Origin of the sequence: Corynebacterium sp. HMSC068H04 (genome assembly GCF_001811255.1) — a bacterium.
Classification (GTDB): Bacteria; Actinomycetota; Actinomycetes; order Mycobacteriales; family Mycobacteriaceae; genus Corynebacterium; species Corynebacterium hesseae.
Window position 1 is genome coordinate 106,611 of record NZ_KV803996.1, and the last position, 22,941, is coordinate 129,551.

Here is a 22,941-nt window from a genome sequence, read left to right on the forward strand (position 1 = left end):
GGTCAATGACCGCGCAAGTCTATCCCCTAGTACGCGCGATCGCTAGCCCGGGCGCTAGCTCGCGCGTGGGGTGTGCAAGATGAATGACTCCGGTGGGGTTAGGCGCTCTACTGCGAGAGCGATCCGCTGCGTCGAAGTCTCTCCCACGCGCATGGCGTGGTGGAGGACTGCTCCTTCGTAGAGGGCATCAAGCCCCAGCGTGGTGGGTTCATCAAAATATGTGGACAGGACTTTTTGGCACGCCCGTGTCCACTCCAGAAGGATCATGCGGTGGCGCGGGCGGCGCAGCGACAACGAGTAAAGCTCGCTGCCCAGGATGATATCGGTGCGTGAACGGGCGGTAGCCGAGAGCATGTCCACAGTGGCGGCCCGTGCTTCTTCGAGGGTGGAGACGCCTTCATAGAATTCCCGAAACTCAGTCACCGAGCGGTGCGTGAAGTCCTGGAATGCGGCGTTGATGAGGCCGTCTTTATCGGTGAAATAGTAGGCAATGGAGCCGAGTGCCACCTGTGCCTCGGCGGCGACCGCCCGTAAAGATAGCCCGGCAACGCCTTCGCGAACGATGGTGTTAAGGGCCGCAGTCAGGATGAGTTCTCTGCGCTGTGGCTGTGCATCTTCTCTAGACATCGTGCTCCCTGTGTGTGACGGGCCTTCAGTCTAGTGCTCGTTTGCGCCGAGCGGCGAGGGTTTTATCGGGCCTGGCTGGGGGCCTTCTTCGTGAAAATCTTCCAGAGGCCAAGAAGCGCGACGACGGCCCATACTGTCTCAACAATGAACAGGCCTGGGTTAAAGGGAGAAATGGCGGTGTAGACGAATCCGGTCGCGCCGAGGAAATTAAGGGATTGGTACAGCGGGGAATCGGCTGTCAGGACGCGGAAGTTGAGCAGGCCGTAGGCCACGACGAACAGGATGCCGGCGATGATGCCGATTTCGAAAGCGAAGCTCATGGGGGTGATTCTTTCTGTCAAAATGGAGGCGGGTCGGGTGAGCCCTAGCTTTGGGCAGTGTTCTTCTTACGGTCTAGGTAGATGCGGATAATTCCATACAGACCGAAGAGGGACCAGATGAGTTCAGTGAAGAAGACGCCGGCGTTGAAGGGCGTGGCGGCTGAGGCGGCGAGGAAACCGGCGCCAATGAAGTTGAGGATTTGGTATGGGTAGTCATCAACCGTCCATTTCCCAAGGTTGAGCATTGCGAAGGCGAAAAGCAGTGCTACAGAGGCGATGAGTCCGAAAATGACCATGGCAGACATTTAAGAAGCATGTCCTTTCAAGAATGGTGTGGGTGGTACATCGATGCTTCTCCGGAGCGTGGCTACCCTTGAAGCGCGTAGCGAATTGAGCGCGAGGATGAGGGCAGAAATTAGCGTTGAGCTCGACATTGCCAAGTTAAACACCGCTTCATCGCGTGCGATAAATGGGACAAACGGACGGTTTCTGAACGCTTGTCTAAACCGCAGCTAGTAGACGTGGGCGCAATTTGAACAGTCGTCCATATTCGCCGTAATTCATGGTGTGGGGTTTACTGAGTTTCAGGGAGCTGAGAAGAGCTCCAGCCTGCCTCGAGCGTTGCCAATCTCCGGTAGGGCAGGCGTTGCCAGCAGGTGACGGTAGCGAGTCATCTGGACACGAGTGCCCAGCAATGGTCACGGGCGCAGCACGCCTGCGGACCGCAGCGGGCGCGATAGGAGAAGTAGCTCATGTCTGCCATACCTTCATCGGTTGACCCAAACCTTCATGACATCTCTTTGCACGTCAAGCCGGGCAAAGAGCGTGCACCGTTCTTCCGCTATATCCGCATCAACCTGCCAAAGCTAACCCGCGCCATGATAGTGGCCATCATGGCCCTACAAGGGGGATTGGCCTGGTACGTGGCGCGGGCCGAGTTTTCGATTTTTCCCGAGCAAGAGATTGTCCTCTATCTCCTCGTTGCATTGTGCGCCGTCGTCGTTGTTCTTGGTGCCGTGACGCCGTGGCGTGTGTGGGATTTCGGACTCATTCCCGCCGTGGGTTCATTGCTTCTGTTTTTCGGTGGTCTCGCCGGCACCCCGCCATGGGTATGGAACGGAGCCGATGTGTACCTCGCCGCCGCATGGAATACCACAGCACTGTGTGGTCTCGCCTACCTCGTCGTGTACTGGGCGCTGGACTATGGTGTGCTCGTTGCTTATCCCGACGATCAAGGTTTTGAGGACTAATCATGTTGACTGAATTTCCCGTTTGGCTACGTATCGAACATTTTGTCAATATCCTCTTTGTCACGCTGTTCATCCGTAGCGGTATCGAAATCCTAGGCACGTTCCCTAAGCTGCATCGTTCGATTCACACGCCCCTAGGCAAACAATGGGCGCAGTTTTCTATCAAACAAAAGCGCAAGCGCAAGTACTTCCCAGTCTCCGGCGAATACGAAAACTACAGTCCAATCGTTTCCCTTCCGGGCTATGGTGCCTTGGGGCAAGGCCGCTATTGGCACTTCATCTCAGTGATGGGGTGGATGCTCCTACTGGTTATCTACTGGGGGCTCTTGCTGGCTACCGGCCAGTGGCGCCGCTACTGGCCCGAAAGCTGGGGAGTCTTTGCCCAAGCATGGGATGATCTAGTCCACTACCTGGGCTTCCAAATCCCCGGCGCGATGGACGGCTACCCATTCAATGCAATCCAACAGCTGTCTTATGGCTTTGTTGTCCTCATCTTGCCAATGTGGATGATCCTCACTGGCATGTTCCAGTCGCCCGCTATCAATAACCACTTCCCGCGGATTTCCAAGGCGATGGGAGGCCGTCAGGTCATCCGCACCCTGCACTTTTGGGGCCTTGTGGCCTACCTTGTCTTCATCATTATTCACGTGGGTATGGTGATCATGCATGGATACGGTCACGAGGTATCCAAGATGGTCTTTGGGCATGCCGATAAGCCGGTAGCCGGCGGCATCATTTTCACCATGGGCATAATGCTTATTGTCTTTGTCCACATTTGGGCCACGAAGACCTCCCTTAAGCGCCCGATGACAGTTGCTGCGTTGCATAACGCCGTGGTGCGCCCCTTCACCCGTTTCCTGCGCTCGAAGGTTCCTTCGCGCCAACGCGGGGTGTATGCCGATTCAGAGGTCACCAAGGCACCGCATCACCGGGCCTCGGGCATGCCACCCGGTACCGAGGAATACATGGCGCTCCTTTGTAATGGATTTGAAAAGGACTACGTGCTGGAGATTGGTGGGTTCGTCGAAAAGCCCATGCGTCTGACGTTGGAGGACCTACGCCGGCTTTCGGCTGGGTATTCCCAAAATACGGTGCACCATTGCGTTCAAGGATTTACCTCTGTCGGAAAGTGGGAAGGCGTTCCGTTGGCGCAGCTCTTGGATTTGGTCAAGCCACTGGACGGGGCTTCCGACGTCGTCGTGCACAGTTTCCAGAACATGACTCGCGACGACGATAACTACAACGGTTCGTACTACTACGAGTCCATGCCCATGGTGGAGGCCCGTCAGCCGGAAACGCTCATCGCAATTGGTTATGACGGCGGCGAGATTCCCATCAAGAACGGTGCGCCCATGCGCTTGCGACTGGAGACCTCCACCGGTTTCCGCTCTGCGAAGTGGCTTGACCGCATCGAAGTTGTCAATCGTTTCGACATTGTGGGCAACGGGCGCGGTGGCTTTTTCGAAGACACCGACAGCTATGACCGCCTACAAATGCTTTAGGAGTACGCCATGTCACGAGCACTCTATGAGGATCTTTACTTAAGCCCCGAACAGGTTGCGCGAGTGCGCAGCTACATCCGCCAGGTGGACTTCCACCTGCCAGGAGCGTCCAGCGCAGACTTTTCCATCAATCCACACGCTCGCTACCTGGGATACATGTTCCAACAGGAAGATTTGGAATCCTATGGCGTGGGTTTGGAATGCACCGCACCGGGAATGGAACACCAGCGCACGTTTATCAGAATGTCGCGCGGTCAGTTGTTGGGGCACGAGGATGCGCCTACTCTGCCGGTCAACGATCCCGTTATGGCAGCAGACGCCATGACGTTGCATCGCTTCTACGATAAAGAGCGCCGCCCGTTGCGCCATGGCGAGGAAACCTACTCCTCCGATGAAGGCGCTCCCGGCGCAGACATGGATTTGTCCATGGTTGAACAACAACTGCGCGATATCATGGCGTTTCACAATGGCGAACCGGTGCCAGGAAACCAGGAGATCTTGGATCTGCGCGTCTACTGGGGAACGCTTTTGGCAGGGCGCTACCCACGCTTGAAGTATTTGGAGAAAGCCGGACAGCTGTCAGCGCTGCAAGCTGACAGGTTGGGTGCGGTAGAGGCCGAGATCAACTCGGTCGAGGGGATCCTGCGCTCCCTGGGCTTAGCTACTCTTGAGGATCTCAACAAGCCCAAGCGCGAGGACGGTTAAAAGCAGACCGGCGCGCGCTGCGCCTGAGCCGTGACGGCGGCCCAATCCTCGACGTCGTCGGTGGGCTGGCATAGCCCCTCCCACGTGGTGATGGCCACGCCGCGGGCCATGAGCTCCAACAGAACTAGGTGGCGGTCGCCGGAGGCGGAGAGCTGGTTGAGATCCGAGTGGTTGATGTCGGAGTCCGGGCCGTAGCCCACGCGCACGTTGCCGATGAGCCGCAGGCGCGGCGTGGTCCCCTTCGGGCACGGCTCAGCAACGGATTCCGCGCCGGAGAGCCCGGCGAAGCGGCGCAGCAAACCGAAAGGCGCGGGGCGCTCGCAGTAGAGGTCCACGCACAGCCCGGCCCTGATGAGCCGTTCGGCGGTGGAGAGCGCGGCGGGGCTGTCCCCGACGATGGCAACACGCTGCATGAGAACCCCTTCAGTTCGGTAGAAATAGACTGTCTAGTCTGTAAATCTAGTCCGCTCGGTTCATTCTGGCTAATTTTTATTCTCCCTAGTACCCAAGCTCACAGCCCCCGCGCCCCACTGTGGGGCTGCGCACACGCCCGCCTCCCTTTAATGTGAGGTGTCATGACCGAACCGATAAACCTGCTGGACCGCGGCGACTACCGCGACCCCAGCATTAGCCCCGAAGGCACCCGCGACACCGCGCCGCTCGAGCTTGCCGTGGCCGAGCGCAACCAGGAACTCGTCGAGGAGTGGGCCGACAAGCTTTATGACGCCTCCGCCGAGACCATCACCGAATGGGCCGCCGAGCACGCACCCGGCCGCCTCGCCGTCACGATGTCCATGGAAAACACCGTGCTCGCCGAGCTCGCGCACCAAGCGCACCTCGACGCCGACCTCCTCTTCATCGACACCGGCTGGCACTTTCCGGAGACGTTGGAGGTGGCGGGGGACGTCGCCAAGCGCTATGCGGACCTGCCGCTGGTGCGCGTCCTGCCTATCTTGAGCCCCGAGGAGCAGGACAAGATTTATGGCCCGCGCCTGTACGCGCGCGATGTCGCGGCCTATAACCGCATGCGCAAGGTGGAGCCGCTCAACATGGCTATGGACCCGTATGTCGGGTGGGTCACCGGCCTGCGCCGCGCCGATTCCGAGCACCGCGCCACCGCCCCGGCGCTGAGTCTGGACCGCACGGGGCGGCTGAAGATTTCCCCGATTATTACGTGGGACCTCGATGACACCGACGCCTACATCAAGGAACACGACCTCATCATCCACCCCCTCACCCTCCAGGGGTACCGCTCTATCGGCTGCGCGCCGTTGACCTTCCCGGTAGGCGAGGGCGAGGATGCGCGCTCCGGGCGCGTTTTCGCTGACGGCAAGACAGAATGCGGGTTGCACGACTAATGACTCTTTCACCACACCTTAAAGACTTAGAGAACGAATCCCTTCACATCCTGCGCGAAGTCGCCGGGCAATTCGACAAGGTAGGCCTGCTCTTTTCCGGCGGCAAGGACTCCGTCGTCGTCTTCGAGCTCGCCCGCCGCGCCTTTGCGCCGGCCACAGTGCCCTTCGAGCTCATCCACGTCGATACCGGGCACAACTTCCCGGAGGTCATCGACTTCCGCGATCAGCTCGTCGCCGAGACCGGCGCGCGCCTGCACGTCGCTCACGTCCAGGATTGGATCGACCGCGGCGACCTCCAGGAGCGCCCCGATGGCACTCGCAACCCGCTGCAGTCCGTGCCGCTGGTGGAGACAATCGCCGAGCGCGGTTACGACGCCGTCCTGGGTGGTGCCCGCCGCGACGAGGAACGCGCCCGCGCCAAGGAGCGCATCTTCTCCATCCGCGATTCCTTCGGCGGCTGGGACCCGCGCCGCCAGCGCCCGGAGCTGTGGGACCTCTACAACGGTGGCAAGATGGCCGGCGAAAACGTCCGCGTCTTCCCCATCTCCAACTGGACCGAATCCGATATTTGGGAGTACATCGGCGCGCGCAATCTGCAGCTTCCCTCCATCTACTACTCGCACCAGCGCGAGGTGTTTAACCGCAACGGCATGTGGCTGACCCCGGGCGAGTGGGGCGGCCCGCGCGAGGATGAACCGTTGGAGACCCGCACCGTGCGCTACCGCACCGTGGGCGATATGTCCTGCACCGGTGCTGTGGAATCCACCGCCGCCTCCCCCGATGAGGTGCTCGCGGAAATCTCCATTTCCACCCTGTCCGAGCGCGGCGCCACCCGCGCCGATGACAAACTGTCCGAGTCCGCCATGGAGGACCGCAAGAAGGAAGGCTACTTCTGATGACGACTACCCTCGCACCGAATGTCGGCGCGCTCAAACAGCGCGATACCCTGCGCCTGTGCACCGCCGGTTCCGTCGATGACGGCAAGTCCACCTTCGTGGGCCGCCTGCTCTACGACACCAAGTCCGTGCTGGCGGACCAGGTGGAGTCCATGGAGCGTTCCTCTGCCGACCGCGGCTTCGACGGCATGGACCTCTCACTGCTTGTCGACGGCCTCCGCGCCGAACGCGAGCAAGGCATCACCATCGACGTGGCCTACCGCTACTTTGCCACCGATAAGCGCACCTTCATCCTCGCCGATACCCCGGGCCACGTGCAGTACACGCGCAACACGGTCACCGGCATGTCCACCTCCCAGGTGGTGGTGCTGCTTGTCGACGCCCGCAATGGCGTCGTCGAACAAACCCGCCGACACCTCAACGTGGCCGCACTCCTGGGCGTGCGCCACGTGATCCTGGGCGTGAACAAGATCGACCTGGTGGACTACGACGAGGCCACCTTCCGTGCGATCGAGACTGAGTTCAACGAGGTCGCCGCGCGCTTGGGTATCACCGATTCGGTGGCCATCCCGATCTCGGCGTTGAAGGGCGATAACGTGGTGGAACGCTCCACGAACATGCCGTGGTACGAGGGCCCGACGGTCCTCGACACGCTCGAGACCGTCCCAGTGGCCACCGGCCGCGCCGATGATCTGGACCTGCGTTTCCCCATCCAGTACGTCATCCGCGAGCACGCCAGTGACTACCGCGGCTATGCCGGCCGCGTGAAGGCCGGGCACGTGGCGGTGGGGGATGAGGTGACCCTGCCAGGCGGGCGCACCTCGACGGTCACCGCGATCGATACCAACGACGGCCCGCTTGGCTCGGATGAGGCGGCGCGCGCCGGGGATTCCGTGGTACTTAGGCTGGCCGATGACATCGACTTGGCCCGCGGCGACCTCATCGCCGGTGCGCAGCGCCCGGAGGAGGTGCGCGAATTCGCCGCCACCGCGGTGGTCCTCACGGACAAGGAGCTGCGTGCGGGCCAGATGGTGAAGCTGCGTTATGGTGCCGCACTGGTCAAGGCGCGCGTGGCATCGGTGGACCGCATCCTCGACCTAGACGGCGTGGCGGATGTTGAGGCACCGGAATCAGCAGCCCTCAATGACATTGCGTTCATCACCGTCCAGACACAGGCGGAGCTTCCCGTGGAGGATTATGCCGCCCGCGGCGCGGTGGGCAACTTCCTGCTCATCGATCAGTCCAGCGGCAACACGTTGGCAGCAGGATTTGTGGGCCAGCGCCTGCGTTAATCCCCCCCTGACCCGCGGCTAGATGGCCGCGGGTTTCGGCGTTTTAAACGTTCTTCTCAGCTTGCTTGCGGCCCAAGGTCTTGCGCAGGGACCAGATGAACTCCGCAATCATCAGGTAGACCGGAGTACCGCCGGCGACCATGAAGAAGAAGGCGCCGGCGGAGCTGGCCTCGTCGACGTAGTCATCAGCGCCGTAGAGGAGCTCGACGCCGCTGGCGTTTCCGACCTCCGCGAGGGTGCCGAGGCCGCGAATGGTGGAAATGATCCACATGAAGGCCAGCAGACCCCACACGATGCACCACTGGATCGACTGCGCGCGCTGGCGGGAGGGCTCCACGGGGAAGGAGAAGTTGCTCAGGTCAACGTTGAAGTTGGAGGAATCTGAAGCCTGAGCGGTCGACGGCTGGGGCATGAGCTGAACACCGGAGCCAGACGTGGCGATCTCGCGGATGCGGGCGACGTCCACCTCGGGGCCAAAGGGATCCGCGATAGCTCGGTCATACTGCTCGCGGCGGTCCTGGCGGGAGAAGATGCTGTGGGCGGTGGAGAGTTCGTCGTAAAGCGCGGCGTTGGACGGGTCAGTCGCGGCGAGGCGGCGCTCGATATCCGAGGTCAGGGTCGCGGAATCAGCGGAAGGGTCAAGGTTGAGGGAGTTATAGAGGTTGTAGTGTGCCACGAGGCGAAAAGTCCTTTCGAGGGGTTAGCAGGGATCGCTGAAATCTGCATTGTTATTGAGCGAACGGGCGTTGCCACCGTATCGCGCCTTGAGCTTACAGACCTCATCCACGCTGTGGCCGGCGTCGTAGTAGGCCGCATAGACCTGCTTGCCTTCGTGCTCCGAACGCAGCGAGCTGCATGCTGTTCCCGGCATGATCTTGACCCCGGCGTAATGGGCCTCAACGCGGTTGATTTCGGATTGCGGGGACTCGCCATAAGGGACGAGGAGGGAGTCCACGATGAGGATATAGCGGCCATCGCAGGTCTCTTGCGCTTGTGTGCTCTCAGCGCTGTCCTCAGTGCTCTGCTCGCAGAGGGGGATGTCATCCGTGATTTGCTTCGGGACATTGTCGGCGCTGAGGCGGTTGGAATCCCAGCACTTGATCGTCGTTGAGTCAACGAGGTCGTCGTTCTTATAGGGAACCCATTTTCCACCGCCCCAGGAATAGAGATAAAAAGAGGAGCTATTTTCTGTGGCGAGGTAGAGCCAGTCGTCATTGCAAAACAGCGTCATCGGGCGTGGAATATCGTTCCTGGTCTTTTCGGCTGCTGTACCGCACCTGTCCTGAGGCGTGGCTTTAGACGTCACGGGTTTCGCAGTGCTCGTCTTAACGCTCGTAGTGAGGGGTTCACTGCTTGTTGTGGTGGCCTCAGAATTTGTTGTGCTGGTGCTCGGGGCCACCTGCGTAAAGAGGGCCTCCTGCTCTGTGGTTTCAGAAGAGGAGCGCGACATTAACAGCCACGTGACACCAGCAATGATCGCAAGGAGTACGACGACGGCGATGATCACAATGCTTCCCGAGCGTGCAGGACGTTCCGGGCCCTCGTTGCTTGGCGGGGCCCAAGGGTTGCTATTGGTCACGCAGGAAACTCCTTAAAACGGGGGCGGCAGACAGCAGCTTCCACAGGAAGCCGTGTCACACTATAGCCGTATTTACCCTCACAATAAGGGGTTTAATTCGGTGGGACGTCGCCGCTCATGATTGTTTTCTGCTGGTCTTCGTCCCAGCGGAACCCGGCATGCGTTTCGCCGGTGCGCCCGGCGGTGGGGAAGAACACTTCTCCCACAGCGGGTCCTAGCTCTGAGAAAAACTCTGGAGTGTTGTCGGCGACCTTTCCTTTCCATTGGATTTTGTCATCTTCGTTGTAGTCCAATGTGCTGGCCAGGGTATCCCCGCCTAATCGGTCTAACCAGCCTTCTATAGCGGTTTCTTCTTCCGACATGGCGGAACCAGGTCCCGGAAGAACTGTCATTTCCAGTCCCACATATGCAATCCCTTTCGGATTCGAGACCGTGAAAATTGCGTAGGCGAGTCCCGCTGCTCTCCACACCGCCCGAAGCTCTACTGCAGCTGGAGAAAGCCCATTGTCTCCTGCGTAGTATCGCTTTAGCAGGCAGTTCATCTTCTCCGCGAATTCTGCTGAATTCCAGCCATCAGTCATCTTCATCAGTTTTCTGGGGATAAGGTCTTGATATTCACGGCGGCTATTAACTGTTTAACGAGCCCAGATTCTTTTCTAGTTTTCTGCATCCCAGAGCTTGCTATATTCGTCTGCAATCAAAGGCCACATAAAAGAGCATGCTTCGTCGTAAGAGCGGGCATCGGTAATGGCATGGCCGCTGATAACTAGGTCGTGGTAAATCAAGCGGCCTGACTCATCGTGGCGCTCCTCTGGATCTGGAAACCTTAAAGCCAAGTGCCCATTGCAGCGTTCAAACACGCGGCGGGAGTTTTCAAAGCCCGAAAATGCCTCAAGATATGGCGGCAATGGGTCCTTATAGCCGCCATCGAGTAAGAACTTATGGCCCCAGTGCTTGCCTCGCGTAGCCCAGATTATTTCCATCGCGGCGACCTTTCGAGAATGTCGTTGTCGATGCTCTCGCGCAATTTCATGATGAAATCTGTAAGCAACAATTCCTTAAATTCATGCTTTTCCACCGCATCCTTTCGAGCTTCAGCAATCACCGGAATGGTCGCAGACATGAGGGGATCAACCAGACCAGCGATACCTTGAGCCTTCGCTAAAAAACTGAATGGCTTCTTGTTTACTTTGTCAAGCATCGCAAGAGCCGTTTGGGCTATGCCAAGCCCCCTCTTTACGATCTTTTCGTCTGCTAGGCCAGCCGGGAGAAGGCGCAATACATTCCACCGCTGGTAGCGTTGGATAGGCAAAATCGTAGATAGCGGAAGCAAAGCATCAACGCCTTTGTGCTTTTCTAAATCAATAGTGCCGTTCTTGAACTCAGCTGAAGAAATGACGATGTAGTCTTCTCCGACGGATAGAGCCTCGTCGCCGTTGACGAAATCTGCCAGAACTTTGCGCAGCGCGTTCAGTTCATCTGCGGCATGGAGAATGACGAGTTCATGGAGTCTGTGCGCATCTAACTCCGGCATGAGGTCAGCTTTAGAAAGCGCGATAACCCAGATACGGGGAAACTGCTCCAGCCGTTCATTGTCAGCAATGATGTCGGATTTAATGCCCAGCAATGTGTTCCGGAAGGTGCCGAATAGTGACTTGAGGTAGCGCTCTTCGTCGCCTTGGTGGTCGAGCAGCTTTTGTGCGTCAACCAAAACCAGGGCGACATCTGATTGGATCAGTTGGCGGAAAGTATGCGCCCGATCATTTCTTTCGCTTTCAGAGTTGACTTCGGACTCAAACCATTCGCCTGGATAGTCATGCCAAGTAATGCCAATGTGCGAAGTCTTCTTTTTCGCGTCCAAAGGTTGGGACTCGGGGACGAATCTAAAGCTGAATGGAGAGGAAACAAACTTATCCTGCATCGGAGCTTGGGCTTGCTCTTTCATTCCCAAGTATTTTTGGAGCAATTTGTTTCCGCGCGCGGAGTCTTCCGCTAGGAATCTGTACCCGTTCTTACGGATTGCTGATGGCTCGTGGAGGCGGCCAAAGAGTGAGGAAAGAAGGACTGTCTTTCCGCTTCCAGCCTGACCAAAAACTGCGATGTGCTGGTGAATTTGTTGTTTGCTCATAGTGCGAAAATACATCAGCGGAAAAAATCGCGCCTAATGCGTGCGAGAACTTCTTAGAAGGACAAGGGGGAGCAAAAGCGGCGGATTGATTACGTCTTTAACTGCCCAAAGACGTTGGCGGAACGTCGCCTCTCATGACTGTTTTCTGCTGGTCTTCGTCCCAGCGGAATCCGGCATGCGTTTCGCCGGTGCGCCCGGCGGTGGTTTCGCCCTCGCGGGCCCAGTGGTAGGTCACGGCGATCTCAGCGTCACTCACTCGCTCGACGGTGGGGAAGAAACCATAAGGCTCGAAGGTGGCGGTGCCAAGGTATTCGCCTTTGTGGAAGAGCATGATGTGGTGCGGTGAGGAGGCCGTGGCACCCTCGATGGTGATAATTTGCCAGCTCAAAGCCGCGCAAGGGTCGAAACCGGCGGAAGAGGAAAGCTGCCAGCCGTAGTCATTCCACGGCGCGATGCTGCCAATGCCTGATTGATAGGCCTCGTCGGCGTCAATATCCTCGCAGGACTCCGACTTGTCCGCGCTCTGGGTAGGGGAAGGTGCCTCGTTGCTCGTCGGCTCAGGGCTTATCTCCTCTTCCGTGGTGCTTTCGGCGGCAACGCTCGCCGAGCTGTTGTGGACCGCACTGAACATAGGGGTCTCTGCCTCGTCCTGATGGCTTTGCGCACAAGCAGCGAGTGGGAGGCAGATGAGGATAGCGCCCACAAAGGCAGGCCTGAGCATTATTTTTCCTTCCATAAAAAGTGCGCCTCGTGTGAGGCGCACGATTAGTTTTATTTTAGCGAGGAGGAACGTCACCGCTCATGACGACTTTGTTCTGGGCGGCGTCCCAGCGGAAGTTTGCTTCCGTGGTGCCCGTCGGAGCGGCATTGGCGTCGCCTTCTTGCGGCCAGTGGTAGGTCACGGAAATCTCACTGCCATTGACTTGCTCGACGCTGGGGAAGAAGGCGTAGGGCTCGGCGGTGGCGGTGCCGATGTACTCGCCGTAGTGGAAGAGCATGATGTGGTGCGGTGAGGAGGCAGTTGCGCCTTCGACGGAAATGGTCTGCCAACTCAGCTCCGCGCACGGATCGAAGTGGGCGGAATCAACCAGTGCCCATTCATGTCCATTCCACTGGGGAACCTGGGCGATGTTGTCGGCGAATGCGGCGTGGGCATTGCCAGCCTCGCAGACTTCGGCGACGGGGCTAGCCTGAACCTCTTCTGGGCTGCTGCATGCAATGAGGGGGAAGCAAAGTAGTGCGGCTCCGGCGAAAACTCGTGGTGTGAACATTGTGTTCTCCTTTCTGAGGTCTCGGTGTGGTTCCAGACCCTACAAAGGCCGCAGAGACCCCGGCCAGAGTTACGGAGAGCATTCCTCGGGTCAGCGGGTAGTCTCTCAGGCATGGAGAATCTGTCTGGTCGTACACTGTTCGTCGCCGCCGTGGATGCCGAAGCCACGCATGTTCCTGAGGGAGCGCCGCTGCTCATCACGGGTATTGGTACGGTTCCCGCCGCCATCGAGCTGACAACGGTGCTGGCGTCGGCAGAGGTGTTGCCGGAGCGTGTCATCAACATCGGTACTGCGGGCGCGCTTCGCGACGATCTCTCAGGCGTCTTCGAGATCTCCCACGTACGCAAGCACGACTTTCACCTGGAGGTGCTCAGCGATGTCTCCCGCTATCTGCTCCCGGAGGTCATCGAGCTAGAGACCTCCGGTAAGCTGCCGACCGCCACGCTTGCCACGGGTGACGCCTTTATTTCGGATACCCCGACCCGCACGCGCCTTGCCCAGGATTCTGCGCTGTGCGATATGGAGGGCTACGCCATCGCTGCGGTGTGCCGAAAGTTTGGTGTGCCGTGCACGCTTCTCAAGCAGGTTTCGGACACCGCTAACGAAGAATCCTATGGCTCGTGGGCCTCGGTGCTCGACCGCGCGGCGGAGGAGTTGGCCGCCGCCTTCGGCACGGTGTCCGCGGATTAGACCCCACATACGGAAAGTGCCCTAGTTGCCAAAACCATCGCTCCCGCCGCGGGTGGTGGGGGAGAAGTTTGGCAACTAGGGCAGTTGCACGGCCAGGGCTAGAGCCATGCACCGGTTGTGTGGCTAGCGGGCGCCGCTGGCCTCTAGGTTCTCGTAGAGCTCCATGACGTCCTCATGGCCCTCCGCCGTGGAAATCTTAATGTTTTTAGCTTCGATTTCGCCGGCACGCAGGCTGGCCATCTCCTGGTGGTAGCGGAAGACCACGGCAATGGTGGCAGCCACCGGCACAGCCAGGAAGGCGCCGATGATGCCGGCCAAGGCGGAGCCGACCGTGACGGAGAGCAGCACCATTGCCGCGTGCAGGCCCATGGCCTTGGATTGCAGCATCGGCTGGAGGACGTTGCCCTCCACCTGCTGGACGATGATGATGAGAGCCAAGGCGAGCAAGGCCTTCGTCAGCCCATCGGAGACCAGCGCGATGATGACGGCCAAAGCGCCCGCAGTGACAGCGCCAATGACCGGGATGAAGCTGGCGAAGAACGTAACTACGCCGATGACAAGGGCCAGCGGTACCTGGAGAACCCAGAGGCCGAGGCCGATGAGGATGCCGTCGACGGCCGCGACGGCTGCTTGCGCCTGAATGAAGCCAGATAACGTGTTCCACACGCGAGTCAGCAGCTCGGTGGCGTGCCAGCCGGCGGAGTAGCCGGTGTAGGTGCGCAGCCACGGCAGGAATTTATCGCCGTCCTTGAGGATGAAGAAGGCTACGAAGAGCATGATGGCGAGCGCCATGGCGATGGAGCTGGCCATCGATACACCGGAAATCACCCCGGTGGCGATGTTGGAAGCTTGGCCCTTGATGAAGGTCATGGCGTCATCAAGTACTTCCTGGACTTTCGCGGCATCAATATCGAAAGGTAGGTCCTTGGCCATATCGACGAGCTTGTTCAAGCCGCCTTCAGCCTGATTGACCAAGGACGCGCCCTGAGAGGAGACGACCGGGGCCATCGCCGCGAAGACGCCGCCGATGATGGCCAAAAAGCCCAGCAGCGTGGTGATGGAGGCCAGCGCGCGGGGGAATTTGTGCGCGCGCAACCAGTTGGTCACGGGGAAGAGCACCGTGCACACCAAAATGGCCAGGATGACCGGCAGCAGGCCCACCCAGATGAACTTCAGCAGGTAGCCGGCCAGGCCGACGCCCGCCACCACGATGATGAAGATCAAGCACACCTTGGCCAAGGAGATGGCATCGCGCCCGAGGACGCGAGACTTGTCATCGGTCTTCGACACCGGGAGGGTAGCTTCTTCATTAATGGGCTCCGCGGCGGCAGAAGCCGCCGCGCCAGAGGCCGTGGAGGACGTGCCCGAGCGGGCACCGTCATCATTGTTGTTTGTCATGCGCTCCATCTTCTCATATGAGCGCAGAAAACGAACTATGCGCGGATGCTGCTTACCTGGCGGATGATGCCGAAGCGGTGCATCGTCACCGAGACCGCCTGCTCGAGGAGGAAGGGAAGGAGCTCACGGCGGCCATCGGCCAGCACCGGCTGGTCCAGGACCACGGAGTTGGATTCCACCGCGGCCTCAAAGACGCCTGGCTCGACAGAACCCACGGTTCGAATGCGCGCGGATTCCAAGCCGGAAACCTCGCGGGCGAAGGCGCTTGCCTCCACGGCATCGATGTCAAAGCCCAGCTCGCGCAGCTCCGCGGCCTTCTCCGGCGCGGCGCTGAAGCGCACGGGTGAGCCGGTGCGGGTGGCGGCGAGGGCGAGGCGGGAGACGTCGCGAAGCGCGGCATCAGTGCCAATGCGCACCTGGAGCGGGGTGAGCACCGGGCGGTAGCGGAAGACATTGGCCTCACAGACCAGGCCGGCGCGGTCGTGCTTGCGGCCGAATTCCTGCTGCCAAGCCAGTTCATCGAGCTCCGCCGCGCGCCACAGCCAAGCGGTGTCCTCCTCCGAAAGATCCAGCTTGCCAAAGGCGCGCAGCTGGGCCGCCACCGGCTGGGAGATATCCACGTCGAAGGGGCGCAGCGGGCCCTCGGACCAGGTGCCGAACTGTGCCACGTAGTTCGGACCGCCGGCCTTGGCTCCCGGGCCCATGACGGACTTCTTCCAGCCGCCGAAGGACTGACGCTGCACAATCGCGCCGGTGATGCCGCGGTTGACGTAGGCGTTGCCTACCTCGACGCGCTCGAGCCAGTAATCGATCTCGTCGTTATCCAGCGTGTGGATGCCGCCGGTCAGGCCGTAGCCGGTGGAGTTCTGCCACTCGATGGCCTCATCCAGGGTCTCCGCATGCATGATGCCAAGAACCGGGCCGAAGCACTCGTTGACGTGGAACCAGGAACCTGGGCGCACGTTATCGCGGATACCCGGCGACCACAGGGTGCCCTCCTCGTTGAGCTTCTCCGGCTTCACCAGCCACTTCTCGCCCGGCTCCAGCTGGGTGAGGCCGCGCAGCAGCTTCTCACCCGGGGCTTCGGCCAGGCCGTTCATCGTCGTGGTGATCTCATAGCCGGGGCCGGGGATGAGGGTCTTGACGGCGTCGACAAGCTGCGAGCGCAGGCGCTGCGACTCGCCAGCCGCGCCGACGAAGATGACCAGGGAGGACGCGGAGCACTTCTGGCCAGAGTGGCCGAAGGCCGAGAGGTAGAGGTCCTGAATGGCCAAGTCCGGGTCCGCGGACGGGGTGATGATGAGCGCGTTCTTGCCGGAGGTCTCCGCCATGATGTTGAGCTCCGGCTTCCAGGAACGGAAGAGCTTGCCGGTATCGGAAGCACCGGTGAGGATGACGGCGTCGACATCGTCGTGGGAGATCAGCGCGCGGCCGGCCTCACCCTCATCGGTGAAGACGAGCTGGACCAGATCCGGGTCGAGGCCCTGTGCCTCCAAACCAGCGCGGAAGGCTTCCACGACGAGCTTCGCGCAGTGCACGACCTGCGGCGCGGGCTTGATGATGACGGCGGAACCCGCGGCGAGCGCTGCCGCAATGCCGCCGGTGGGGATGGCCACCGGGAAGTTCCACGGCGGGGTCACCACGGTCACGCGGTGGGGCGTGAACTCGGCGGCGTAGCTCTCCAGCAGGCGCGCGGACTGCGCGTAGTAGGTGCAGAAGTCGATGGCCTCGGAGATTTCCGGGTCGGTCTGCGTGACGGTCTTGTTGGCCTCATAGGCGGCCACGGAGATGAACTCGCCGCGGCGGTTGGCCAGCTCATCGGCCACGGCCTCGAGCGCGCGGGCGCGGTCCTCGGCAGGGCGTGCGCCCCACTCGGCGCCGAGCTCGGCGGCGCGGGCTACGTGCTTGTCGACGACCCCCGCATCCGTCACCTCCTCCACGCCGTGCTCGCCCGGGTCGGTGGCCAGGGCCTTGAGCGCCCACTCGCGGTTGGCTTCCAGGGCCGGGTCGGTGTCTGGCTCGTTGGCGAAGCGCCCTGTGCGCGGTGCCTGGCGGCCGGCAGCCTGCTCGGCCTCCTCCAGGCGGTTTTGGGTGCGGCGCGGGCCGGCGAAGGTATCCCAGCGCTGCTCGACGGCCTCGCGGAAGACCTGCTCCTGGTCCTTAAGCGCCTGCTCCTCCGGGGCGAAGAGGGCGTAAAGGAAGTTCTGTGGTGCGGAGTTTTCCTCCAAGCGGCGCACCAGGTAGGAGACCGCGACATCGAAGTCCTCCATGTGCACCACTGGGGTGTAGAGGATCTGGCGGCCCTCGAAGGCATCGCGGACCGCGGCCTGCTGGGCCGGGGACATGCCCTGGAGCATTTCGGAATCCATCATGCGCATGACACCGCGCTTGGTGCCCAGCTTGTAGGCAAAGGCCGCGGTGTAGAGGTTGTGGGTGGCCACGCCGATGCGCACGCAGTCGGCGAACTCGGGGCGCAGGATGTAGTCGAGCAGGCGGTAGTAGTTGGCGTCCACCTCATCCTTGGTGGCATAAGGTGCTGCCGGCCAGCCGTGGATTTCACCCTGGACGTGCTCCATCGAGAGGTTTGCGCCCTTGACGATGCGAATCTTGATGTGAGATCCACCCTCGGCCACGCGCTGCTTGGCAAATTCTGCCAGGTGCGCCAAGGCGTCGAAGGTATCCGGCAGGTAAGCCTGCAGGACGATGCCAGCCTCGAGGTTGGTGAACTCCGGCTCGCTGAGAAGCTCGGTGAACAGGCGCACCGTGAGGTGGAGGTCGTGGTATTCCTCCATGTCGAGGTTGATGAAGACCTTATCGGGGCGGCGCGCGGCGGCCTCATAGAGCGGGCGCAGGCGCTCCTTGAGGCGGACCAGGGAGCCCTCGATATCCCACGGGTTGAGCTGGGCCACCATGGAGGAGGCCTTGACGGAGACGTAGGTCACGCGCGGGTTCTTGATGAGCTTGAGGGTGCGCTCGGCGCGGGAGCGCGCCTCGTCGTCGCCCAGTACGGCCTCACCGAGGAGGTTGAGGTTGAGCTGCTCGCCGGACTCGGCGGCCTTGTCCAGGGTCTTGTTCAGGGCATCGCTCTCGGCGTCGAGGACCAGGTGGCCCACCATCTGGCGCATGCGCATGCGTGCCAGCGGCATGACCAGGTTGGGCAGGATGGGCCCGAAGAACCCACCCAGGCCCACCAGCGAGCCGTTGATGAGGCCGAGGAAGGACGCGTCATAGGTGGTGGTGACGGACTTCAGCGCGTGGGCGGCTACCTTGTCATCCTCGGGGCGCATGACGCGGTCCACGAAGTCCATGGTGAAGGCCACCCCGTCCGGGTTGCGCAATAAGTCTGCGAGTTGTTCTGTGGCCGGATCCTGCTCGTCGGCGGTGGAGGCGAGCCAGGAGTGGGCCTGGGCCGCGGCGTCGGCGATCAGCGCGGCGTCAATGTCGGTGGATTCGGGAACGGGGGTGTGAGCATCGTTAGTCATGGATTACAACCTTTATGGGTCTCAAGGCACACTGGTGCGGCCTTGCGGAAAGCGGAAACTGCAGACTTTCTAGTCCAACACGGGCGCATACTCTGCGCCGTGCCGTTCAGTCTGTGTGAAAAGAGGTGCTTATTTAACGCTGGCGTACACAACCGGTGGCCGATCGGAAGAACGACGCTGCCTAATGAAGTGAGCATTCATGTGCGACCACCCTTCTTGCGTGTGGGGAGCAGCCAGGCAACGGCCTGGCCTGATTAGCGAGAAATCGGTGACCTTGATATGGCCCGCCGCACAGAAATCGTAGACGTGTAACCCATCTCGCTTACATGAAAGCTAGCCCCTTAAGTTGGGGTGAGTCAATCCCACAGGTGTTGTTTTGAGGGGAGGGTGCTACCCCCGTGTTAGTGGCTGAGATAGTCCGCGAGATCTGACGCGATTTTCTGTGCGCCCAGAGGCCCCAAGCCGAGTGCCCACGTATCGTCGCTGACCTCGATGGCATGGCCGTCTTTGACCGCAGGTAGCCGTTGGAACGCCGCGGTAGAAACGGCGGTGTCTTGGCCGGTGGCGGAGGGATCTCCGTAGCTGCAGTAGAAGATGTAGTCGGCGTCCGCTTGGTCAATGTTCTCCGGCGAGATTTCCGCAGCGAGCTCTTCGATGTCCTGGTTGGCGGGGCGGGCGAGGCCGGCGTCATCAAGCACCGTTCCAATGAGTGAAAGGCGCCCGTAGAGGCGTACCTTGCCCGGCATGAAGCGCAGAATGGTGACGGTGGTGTCTTCGCTAGCTGGCCCGTCCTCAATGACCTTCTTTACTTCTTCGATCTTCTTGTCATAGTCGGCCATGACTTGTTCGGTGCGCTCCTCTTCTCCGAGGGCTTCACCGATGAGTCGGAAGTTTTCTTTCCAGGTGTATCCAGGGCGGATCGAGAAAACGGTAGGTGCGATGGAATTGAGCTGGTCATAGTGCTTATCCATGCGCAGCTGCGAGCCGATTATGAGGTCGGGGTTGAGCGAAGCAATCTTTTCCATATTGACTTCGTTGATCGTGCCTACCGTTTCGATGTCACTTGCTTTGTCGGCCATGTAATCCGGGACGGGATTCTGGCCCTTGGACGTGGTCATGCCGACTGGCTTCATGCCGAGTGCTAGGACGGAATCGAGTTCGCCGCTTTCTAGAACAACCACCCGTTGTGGCTTTTCTTTGAGTTCGGTCGTTCCGCGTGCATGCGTGACCGTGCGTGGGAATTGACCAGGGGCTGCATCGCTGCCAAAGCTTTGGCTTTTCTCTCTCGCCCCGGCAAAGCCTTCGCCTCCGGTGGCCACGGAGTCATTTCCCGAGGCTGAATTGGAGTTTCCTGATTCTTTCCCGGACGGTGAGGACGCAGGGTTAGAAGCGTCAGCGTTTGAGTTGGTGTTTTCGAGGCTGGCGCAGCCGGTGAGCGCTAGCGCTGCGGTAAGACCAACAGCAGTGAGGCGGAGGAGAGGGGTGCGGGGTGCGATTTTCTTTCGAATGTTCATAAAAGGTAGCCTAACCTAAATTAGGTCGAGCTAAGGAAACGTGAGCATATGAAGGTATTTGGGTGGTGTCGGTGATTGAGCAGGGGTTGCGCGCCGGAAAGAGAAATACCCGGCGTCTTGGTTGGGTAGTAGTTGCTGGCCTTGCCATTCTCTGTATCGGCGTGGCGCTGTCACTGGCGTTGGGCGCGCGTAGCATTCCCTTCAGCGACGTGTTGGCCGCCCTTCGGGGACAGCCTGGTATAGCTTCCTCGATCGTGTGGGAGAGGCGTCTTCCCCGTACACTCGTTGCTGTTTGCGCAGGCTGTGCTTTGGCCCTCGCTGGTGCAGTTCTGCAGATCATGACGCGCAACCCTTTGGCAGATACCGGAGTTTTCGGGATTAACGTAGGCGCCAGTTTGGCCGCCGCCATTGCTCTGGGCTGGTGGGGGTGGCAATCACCTTTTGCGTTTTCGCTCGCAGCCATCATCGGTGCGGCAGTGACCATGCTGCTGGTCACCGCGGTCGGGCGTGGCAGAGCGGGCGATGTTGATCCGCTGAGACTGATTCTTGCAGGCGTAGCCATCGGGGCGGTATGTGAGGGCCTGTCCTCCGCGCTGATCCTGATAGATCCTCACGCCTTTGCAAGAATCCGTGCTTGGGTGACGGGCTCCGTTGACGTTGCTTCGTGGACGCCAGTGGTGATTGCCTTCGGCGGACTGGTGGTAGGCGTGGTGCTACTGATTGTCTTTGCTCGCCACTTGCCGCCCCTTGCTCTGGGGGATGACGTTGCGGCGAGTCTCGGCATTAACCTCAAACTGACTCGTTTGGGGCTTGTCGCGGCGGTAACGGTGTTGGCTGCTACCGCCACCGCAGCGGCGGGGGTGATTGTGTTCGTTGGACTAGTTATCCCGCATGTTGTCAGGCTGTGCGGGATATACGAAGAGCGGGCACAGCTTGTCGCCGCTGCCGTGGTGGGGCCTTTGTTTTTATTGGGTGCCGATATTGTGGGCCGCTACCTCACTGCTGCTGAGTTGCCGGCTGGCGTCACGGTGTCGCTCATTGGTGCCCCAGTATTGATTGCGCTGTCCCATCGCGCTGGAAGGAGGCTGTGATTGTGAGCGTGAGAAGTGTTTTGTCCTTTGCAGGCATTGTGATCGTCGCGCTGGCTATTGCTGCCTATTCGCTCTTCTCGCCTGGTGCCGGGCAGGATAGCGCAGCGTTGTGGTCCGTGGCTACGAATCCCAATAGCACTGACTTTGCGGCCACCGTCGTGTGGCAATGGCGTGCTCCGCGGGTGGTTGCCGCGATTGTCGTAGGAATGTGTTTGGGCATAGCGGGCGCCATCTTTCAGATCCTCACCCACAATCCGCTGGGGTCACCCGACATTATCGGGTTTAATACCGGTGCCTATACCGGTGTCATCGCGGTCTCCTTGGCGAGCTTTAGCTCCGCATTCAACATTGCGCTAGGCGCGTTGGTGGGTGGGACTATCACTGCGTTACTCATCATGGGGCTTTCATTTGCCGGAAGGCTCACGGGAGCAAGGCTGATTGTGGTGGGGATTGGAGTGACGTTCTTTCTTTCAGCAATAAACAAGTGGCTGATTCTAAGCGGCGAGTTGGAGCAATCCTTAGGTGCGGCGACTTGGGCGGCTGGAACATTGAATGCTGTGTCCTGGGGATACGTTATCCCCTTGGGGGTGCTGGGAGGCGTGGCGTGCGTCGCTGGGTTGCTGCTGCGTGGCTGGTGCGACGCGCTTGCCCTGGGGGATAGCACGGCGAGTTCGTTGGGGTTGAACGTGAGTCGTGCACGTGTGGTGATGGTTCTGGTTGGCACAGTTCTTGTCGCTGTATCGACGGCGATAGCGGGCCCAATCTCATTTATTGCCCTCGCGGCCCCACATATGGCTCGGTTGCTCTCGCGTCCAGACAGGACGCCGGTGTTGCTCTCTGGAGTCCTCGGTGCACTTTTCTTGCTCGCTGCCGATTTAGCAGGGCAGCGGCTGTTTTTCCCAATTACTCTGCCTGCCGGTCTTATTACGGTCTGCGGCGGTGGCATCTACCTGGCGGGTTTGCTGCTGTGGCAATCCCGATCTGCCGGAATGAAAGGTCAGTAAAGTGAACCAACTAAAAGTATGTGACGGTGCGCCGAGCGTGCGGGCTGAGGGGGTGAGCATGTCCTATGGGAGGACTGCCCCGTTAATTCTCGACTCGGTGGATGTGTCTTTTCCGGCCGGGAAATTTTCTGCCATTATCGGCCCCAATGGTTGTGGAAAATCCACTTTGGTGAAGGTGTTGGCGCGGTTGGAAATGCCGAACGCGGGCGCGGTGTGCATTGGCGAAGAAGATGCAGCCGCATTCTCTCGGCGTAGCTACGCTCGGCGCGTCGCCGTGATGTCGCAGCAATCCATAGCTCCCGAAGGGATCAATGTCAGGGAACTGGTTGCGCGCGGGCGATTCGCCCACCAAGGATTTATGGGGTGGAGGAGCCAGGAGGACGAGCGTGCCGTTAGTCGTGCGCTAGCAAAGGTGGGCCTTGAACAACTGGAGACGGCCGAGGTAGCGGCGTTGTCTGGCGGTCAGCGTCAGCGTGCTTGGTTGGCCATGGCCCTCGCCCAGGAAACGCCTGTGCTCTTCTTGGATGAGCCAACGAGCGCGCTTGACATTGGATACCAGCATTCCTTCATGCGGCTGATGCGGCAGCTGGCAGGAAGCAAAACCCTTATTGCGGTCATTCATGATTTGGCGCATGTATTGCGCTATGCGGATCACGTCGTGGCGATGAAAGATGGAACGGTGCGGGACGCGGGCGTGCCGCGCGAGGTCATCACCCCTGCCCTTATTGAGGAACTCTATGGGCTGTCAGTCCGCGTTGTAGATGTGGACGGTGAGCCGGCAATCGTCCCTGTAGGGTGAGTCTCCGCCAAACCGGGTTTGTTTTCCCAGCGTGT

Annotated in this window: 24 protein-coding genes; 10 read left to right on the top strand and 14 right to left on the bottom strand. The window is 60.2% G+C overall.

What is annotated here, in order from left to right; all coding sequences use genetic code 11:
• Positions 1-54: 54 nt before the first annotated feature.
• The 3 genes from HMPREF2792_RS06450 to HMPREF2792_RS06460 form a co-directional block, all read right to left on the bottom strand.
• A complete protein-coding gene (locus HMPREF2792_RS06450) occupies positions 55-627 on the bottom strand; it encodes a TetR/AcrR family transcriptional regulator (protein WP_070531999.1) in 573 nt (190 codons plus the stop codon).
• A 62-nt stretch (positions 628-689) separates the two neighbouring features.
• On the bottom strand, positions 690-947 hold the full coding sequence (locus HMPREF2792_RS06455) for a CBU_0592 family membrane protein (RefSeq protein ID WP_070532003.1): 258 nt from the start codon (positions 945-947) through the stop codon (positions 690-692).
• A gap of 44 nt (positions 948-991) precedes the next feature.
• Positions 992-1,252 carry a CBU_0592 family membrane protein gene (locus HMPREF2792_RS06460; protein WP_070532007.1) on the bottom strand — a complete coding sequence of 87 codons (261 nt, stop codon included), beginning with the start codon at positions 1,250-1,252 and terminating at the stop codon, positions 992-994.
• 447 nt (positions 1,253-1,699) lie between these two features.
• On the opposite strand from HMPREF2792_RS06460, the gene HMPREF2792_RS06465 reads away from it, so the two are divergent.
• The 3 genes from HMPREF2792_RS06465 to HMPREF2792_RS06475 are packed head-to-tail and all read left to right on the top strand — an operon-like array spanning position 1,700 to position 4,404.
• Positions 1,700-2,197, top strand: coding sequence for a hypothetical protein (locus HMPREF2792_RS06465; RefSeq protein WP_070532011.1), 498 nt, complete (start codon positions 1,700-1,702; stop codon positions 2,195-2,197).
• A 2-nt stretch (positions 2,198-2,199) separates the two neighbouring features.
• Positions 2,200-3,699: a molybdopterin-dependent oxidoreductase gene (locus HMPREF2792_RS06470; protein ID WP_070532015.1), complete on the top strand. Its 1,500-nt coding sequence runs from the start codon at positions 2,200-2,202 to the stop codon at positions 3,697-3,699.
• A 9-nt stretch (positions 3,700-3,708) separates the two neighbouring features.
• Complete coding sequence (locus HMPREF2792_RS06475; RefSeq protein ID WP_070532020.1) at positions 3,709-4,404, top strand: hypothetical protein; 696 nt, start codon at positions 3,709-3,711, stop codon at positions 4,402-4,404.
• On the opposite strand, the gene HMPREF2792_RS06480 is transcribed toward HMPREF2792_RS06475, so the two are convergent.
• Positions 4,401-4,817: a methylenetetrahydrofolate--tRNA-(uracil-5-)-methyltransferase gene (locus tag HMPREF2792_RS06480; RefSeq protein WP_070532025.1), complete on the bottom strand. Its 417-nt coding sequence runs from the start codon at positions 4,815-4,817 to the stop codon at positions 4,401-4,403. The two genes, HMPREF2792_RS06475 and HMPREF2792_RS06480, sit on opposite strands and share 4 nt — an antisense overlap.
• A 162-nt stretch (positions 4,818-4,979) precedes the next feature.
• Between HMPREF2792_RS06480 and HMPREF2792_RS06485 the strand changes: the two genes are divergently transcribed.
• From HMPREF2792_RS06485 to HMPREF2792_RS06495, 3 genes are read left to right on the top strand one after another with little or no spacing between them, the layout of a single operon-like run.
• Positions 4,980-5,762 (top strand): phosphoadenylyl-sulfate reductase, encoded by a 783-nt coding sequence (locus HMPREF2792_RS06485; protein ID WP_070532030.1) that lies wholly within the window; start codon positions 4,980-4,982, stop codon positions 5,760-5,762.
• Entirely contained in the window at positions 5,762-6,658 is an 897-nt protein-coding gene (cysD, locus tag HMPREF2792_RS06490) for a sulfate adenylyltransferase subunit CysD (RefSeq protein ID WP_010188641.1), read from the top strand. Before HMPREF2792_RS06485 ends, cysD begins: the two co-directional genes overlap by 1 nt.
• Positions 6,658-7,950, top strand: coding sequence for a sulfate adenylyltransferase subunit 1 (locus HMPREF2792_RS06495; protein WP_070532034.1), 1,293 nt, complete (start codon positions 6,658-6,660; stop codon positions 7,948-7,950). Before cysD ends, HMPREF2792_RS06495 begins: the two co-directional genes overlap by 1 nt.
• A 43-nt stretch (positions 7,951-7,993) precedes the next feature.
• Here the strand turns inward: HMPREF2792_RS06495 and HMPREF2792_RS06500 are convergent, their stop codons facing one another.
• From HMPREF2792_RS06500 to HMPREF2792_RS06535, 7 genes are all read right to left on the bottom strand, one after another.
• Complete coding sequence (locus HMPREF2792_RS06500; protein WP_070532036.1) at positions 7,994-8,626, bottom strand: hypothetical protein; 633 nt, start codon at positions 8,624-8,626, stop codon at positions 7,994-7,996.
• 24 nt (positions 8,627-8,650) lie between these two features.
• Entirely contained in the window at positions 8,651-9,529 is an 879-nt protein-coding gene (locus HMPREF2792_RS13000) for a flagellar basal body-associated FliL family protein (RefSeq protein ID WP_141746435.1), read from the bottom strand.
• Between the two features lie 92 nt (positions 9,530-9,621).
• Positions 9,622-10,110, bottom strand: a complete 489-nt coding sequence (locus HMPREF2792_RS06515) for a hypothetical protein (protein ID WP_230307940.1) — start codon at positions 10,108-10,110, stop codon at positions 9,622-9,624.
• Positions 10,111-10,185: 75 nt separating this feature from the next.
• A complete protein-coding gene (locus HMPREF2792_RS06520; RefSeq protein ID WP_070532048.1) occupies positions 10,186-10,512 on the bottom strand; it encodes a hypothetical protein in 327 nt (108 codons plus the stop codon).
• Entirely contained in the window at positions 10,503-11,657 is a 1,155-nt protein-coding gene (locus HMPREF2792_RS06525; RefSeq protein WP_070532050.1) for a TRAFAC clade GTPase domain-containing protein, read from the bottom strand. The genes HMPREF2792_RS06520 and HMPREF2792_RS06525 overlap by 10 nt, the downstream gene beginning before the upstream one ends.
• 97 nt (positions 11,658-11,754) lie before the next feature.
• On the bottom strand, positions 11,755-12,378 hold the full coding sequence (locus HMPREF2792_RS06530; protein ID WP_070532057.1) for an LppP/LprE family lipoprotein: 624 nt from the start codon (positions 12,376-12,378) through the stop codon (positions 11,755-11,757).
• Between the two features lie 55 nt (positions 12,379-12,433).
• A complete protein-coding gene (locus HMPREF2792_RS06535) occupies positions 12,434-12,928 on the bottom strand; it encodes an LppP/LprE family lipoprotein (RefSeq protein WP_070523669.1) in 495 nt (164 codons plus the stop codon).
• A gap of 111 nt (positions 12,929-13,039) precedes the next feature.
• Between HMPREF2792_RS06535 and HMPREF2792_RS06540 the strand changes: the two genes are divergently transcribed.
• Complete coding sequence (locus tag HMPREF2792_RS06540; protein ID WP_070523666.1) at positions 13,040-13,618, top strand: nucleosidase; 579 nt, start codon at positions 13,040-13,042, stop codon at positions 13,616-13,618.
• Between the two features lie 123 nt (positions 13,619-13,741).
• Here HMPREF2792_RS06540 and HMPREF2792_RS06545 read toward each other — a convergent pair whose 3' ends face one another.
• From HMPREF2792_RS06545 to HMPREF2792_RS06555, 3 genes are all read right to left on the bottom strand, one after another.
• Positions 13,742-15,016: an AI-2E family transporter gene (locus HMPREF2792_RS06545; RefSeq protein WP_154736619.1), complete on the bottom strand. Its 1,275-nt coding sequence runs from the start codon at positions 15,014-15,016 to the stop codon at positions 13,742-13,744.
• 35 nt (positions 15,017-15,051) lie between these two features.
• Positions 15,052-18,498 (bottom strand): bifunctional proline dehydrogenase/L-glutamate gamma-semialdehyde dehydrogenase, encoded by a 3,447-nt coding sequence (locus tag HMPREF2792_RS06550; RefSeq protein ID WP_070532058.1) that lies wholly within the window; start codon positions 18,496-18,498, stop codon positions 15,052-15,054.
• A 401-nt stretch (positions 18,499-18,899) separates the two neighbouring features.
• On the bottom strand, positions 18,900-20,012 hold the full coding sequence (locus tag HMPREF2792_RS06555) for an ABC transporter substrate-binding protein (RefSeq protein ID WP_070532059.1): 1,113 nt from the start codon (positions 20,010-20,012) through the stop codon (positions 18,900-18,902).
• Between the two features lie 161 nt (positions 20,013-20,173).
• Here HMPREF2792_RS06555 and HMPREF2792_RS06560 point away from each other — a divergent pair, with 161 nt between their 5' ends.
• From HMPREF2792_RS06560 to HMPREF2792_RS06570, 3 genes are all read left to right on the top strand, one after another.
• Complete coding sequence (locus tag HMPREF2792_RS06560; RefSeq protein WP_232755653.1) at positions 20,174-21,103, top strand: FecCD family ABC transporter permease; 930 nt, start codon at positions 20,174-20,176, stop codon at positions 21,101-21,103.
• Positions 21,100-22,107 (top strand): FecCD family ABC transporter permease, encoded by a 1,008-nt coding sequence (locus HMPREF2792_RS06565; RefSeq protein ID WP_083306403.1) that lies wholly within the window; start codon positions 21,100-21,102, stop codon positions 22,105-22,107. The genes HMPREF2792_RS06560 and HMPREF2792_RS06565 overlap by 4 nt, the downstream gene beginning before the upstream one ends.
• 97 nt (positions 22,108-22,204) lie before the next feature.
• Complete coding sequence (locus tag HMPREF2792_RS06570) at positions 22,205-22,906, top strand: ABC transporter ATP-binding protein (protein WP_232748483.1); 702 nt, start codon at positions 22,205-22,207, stop codon at positions 22,904-22,906.
• Positions 22,907-22,941 lie beyond the last annotated feature (35 nt).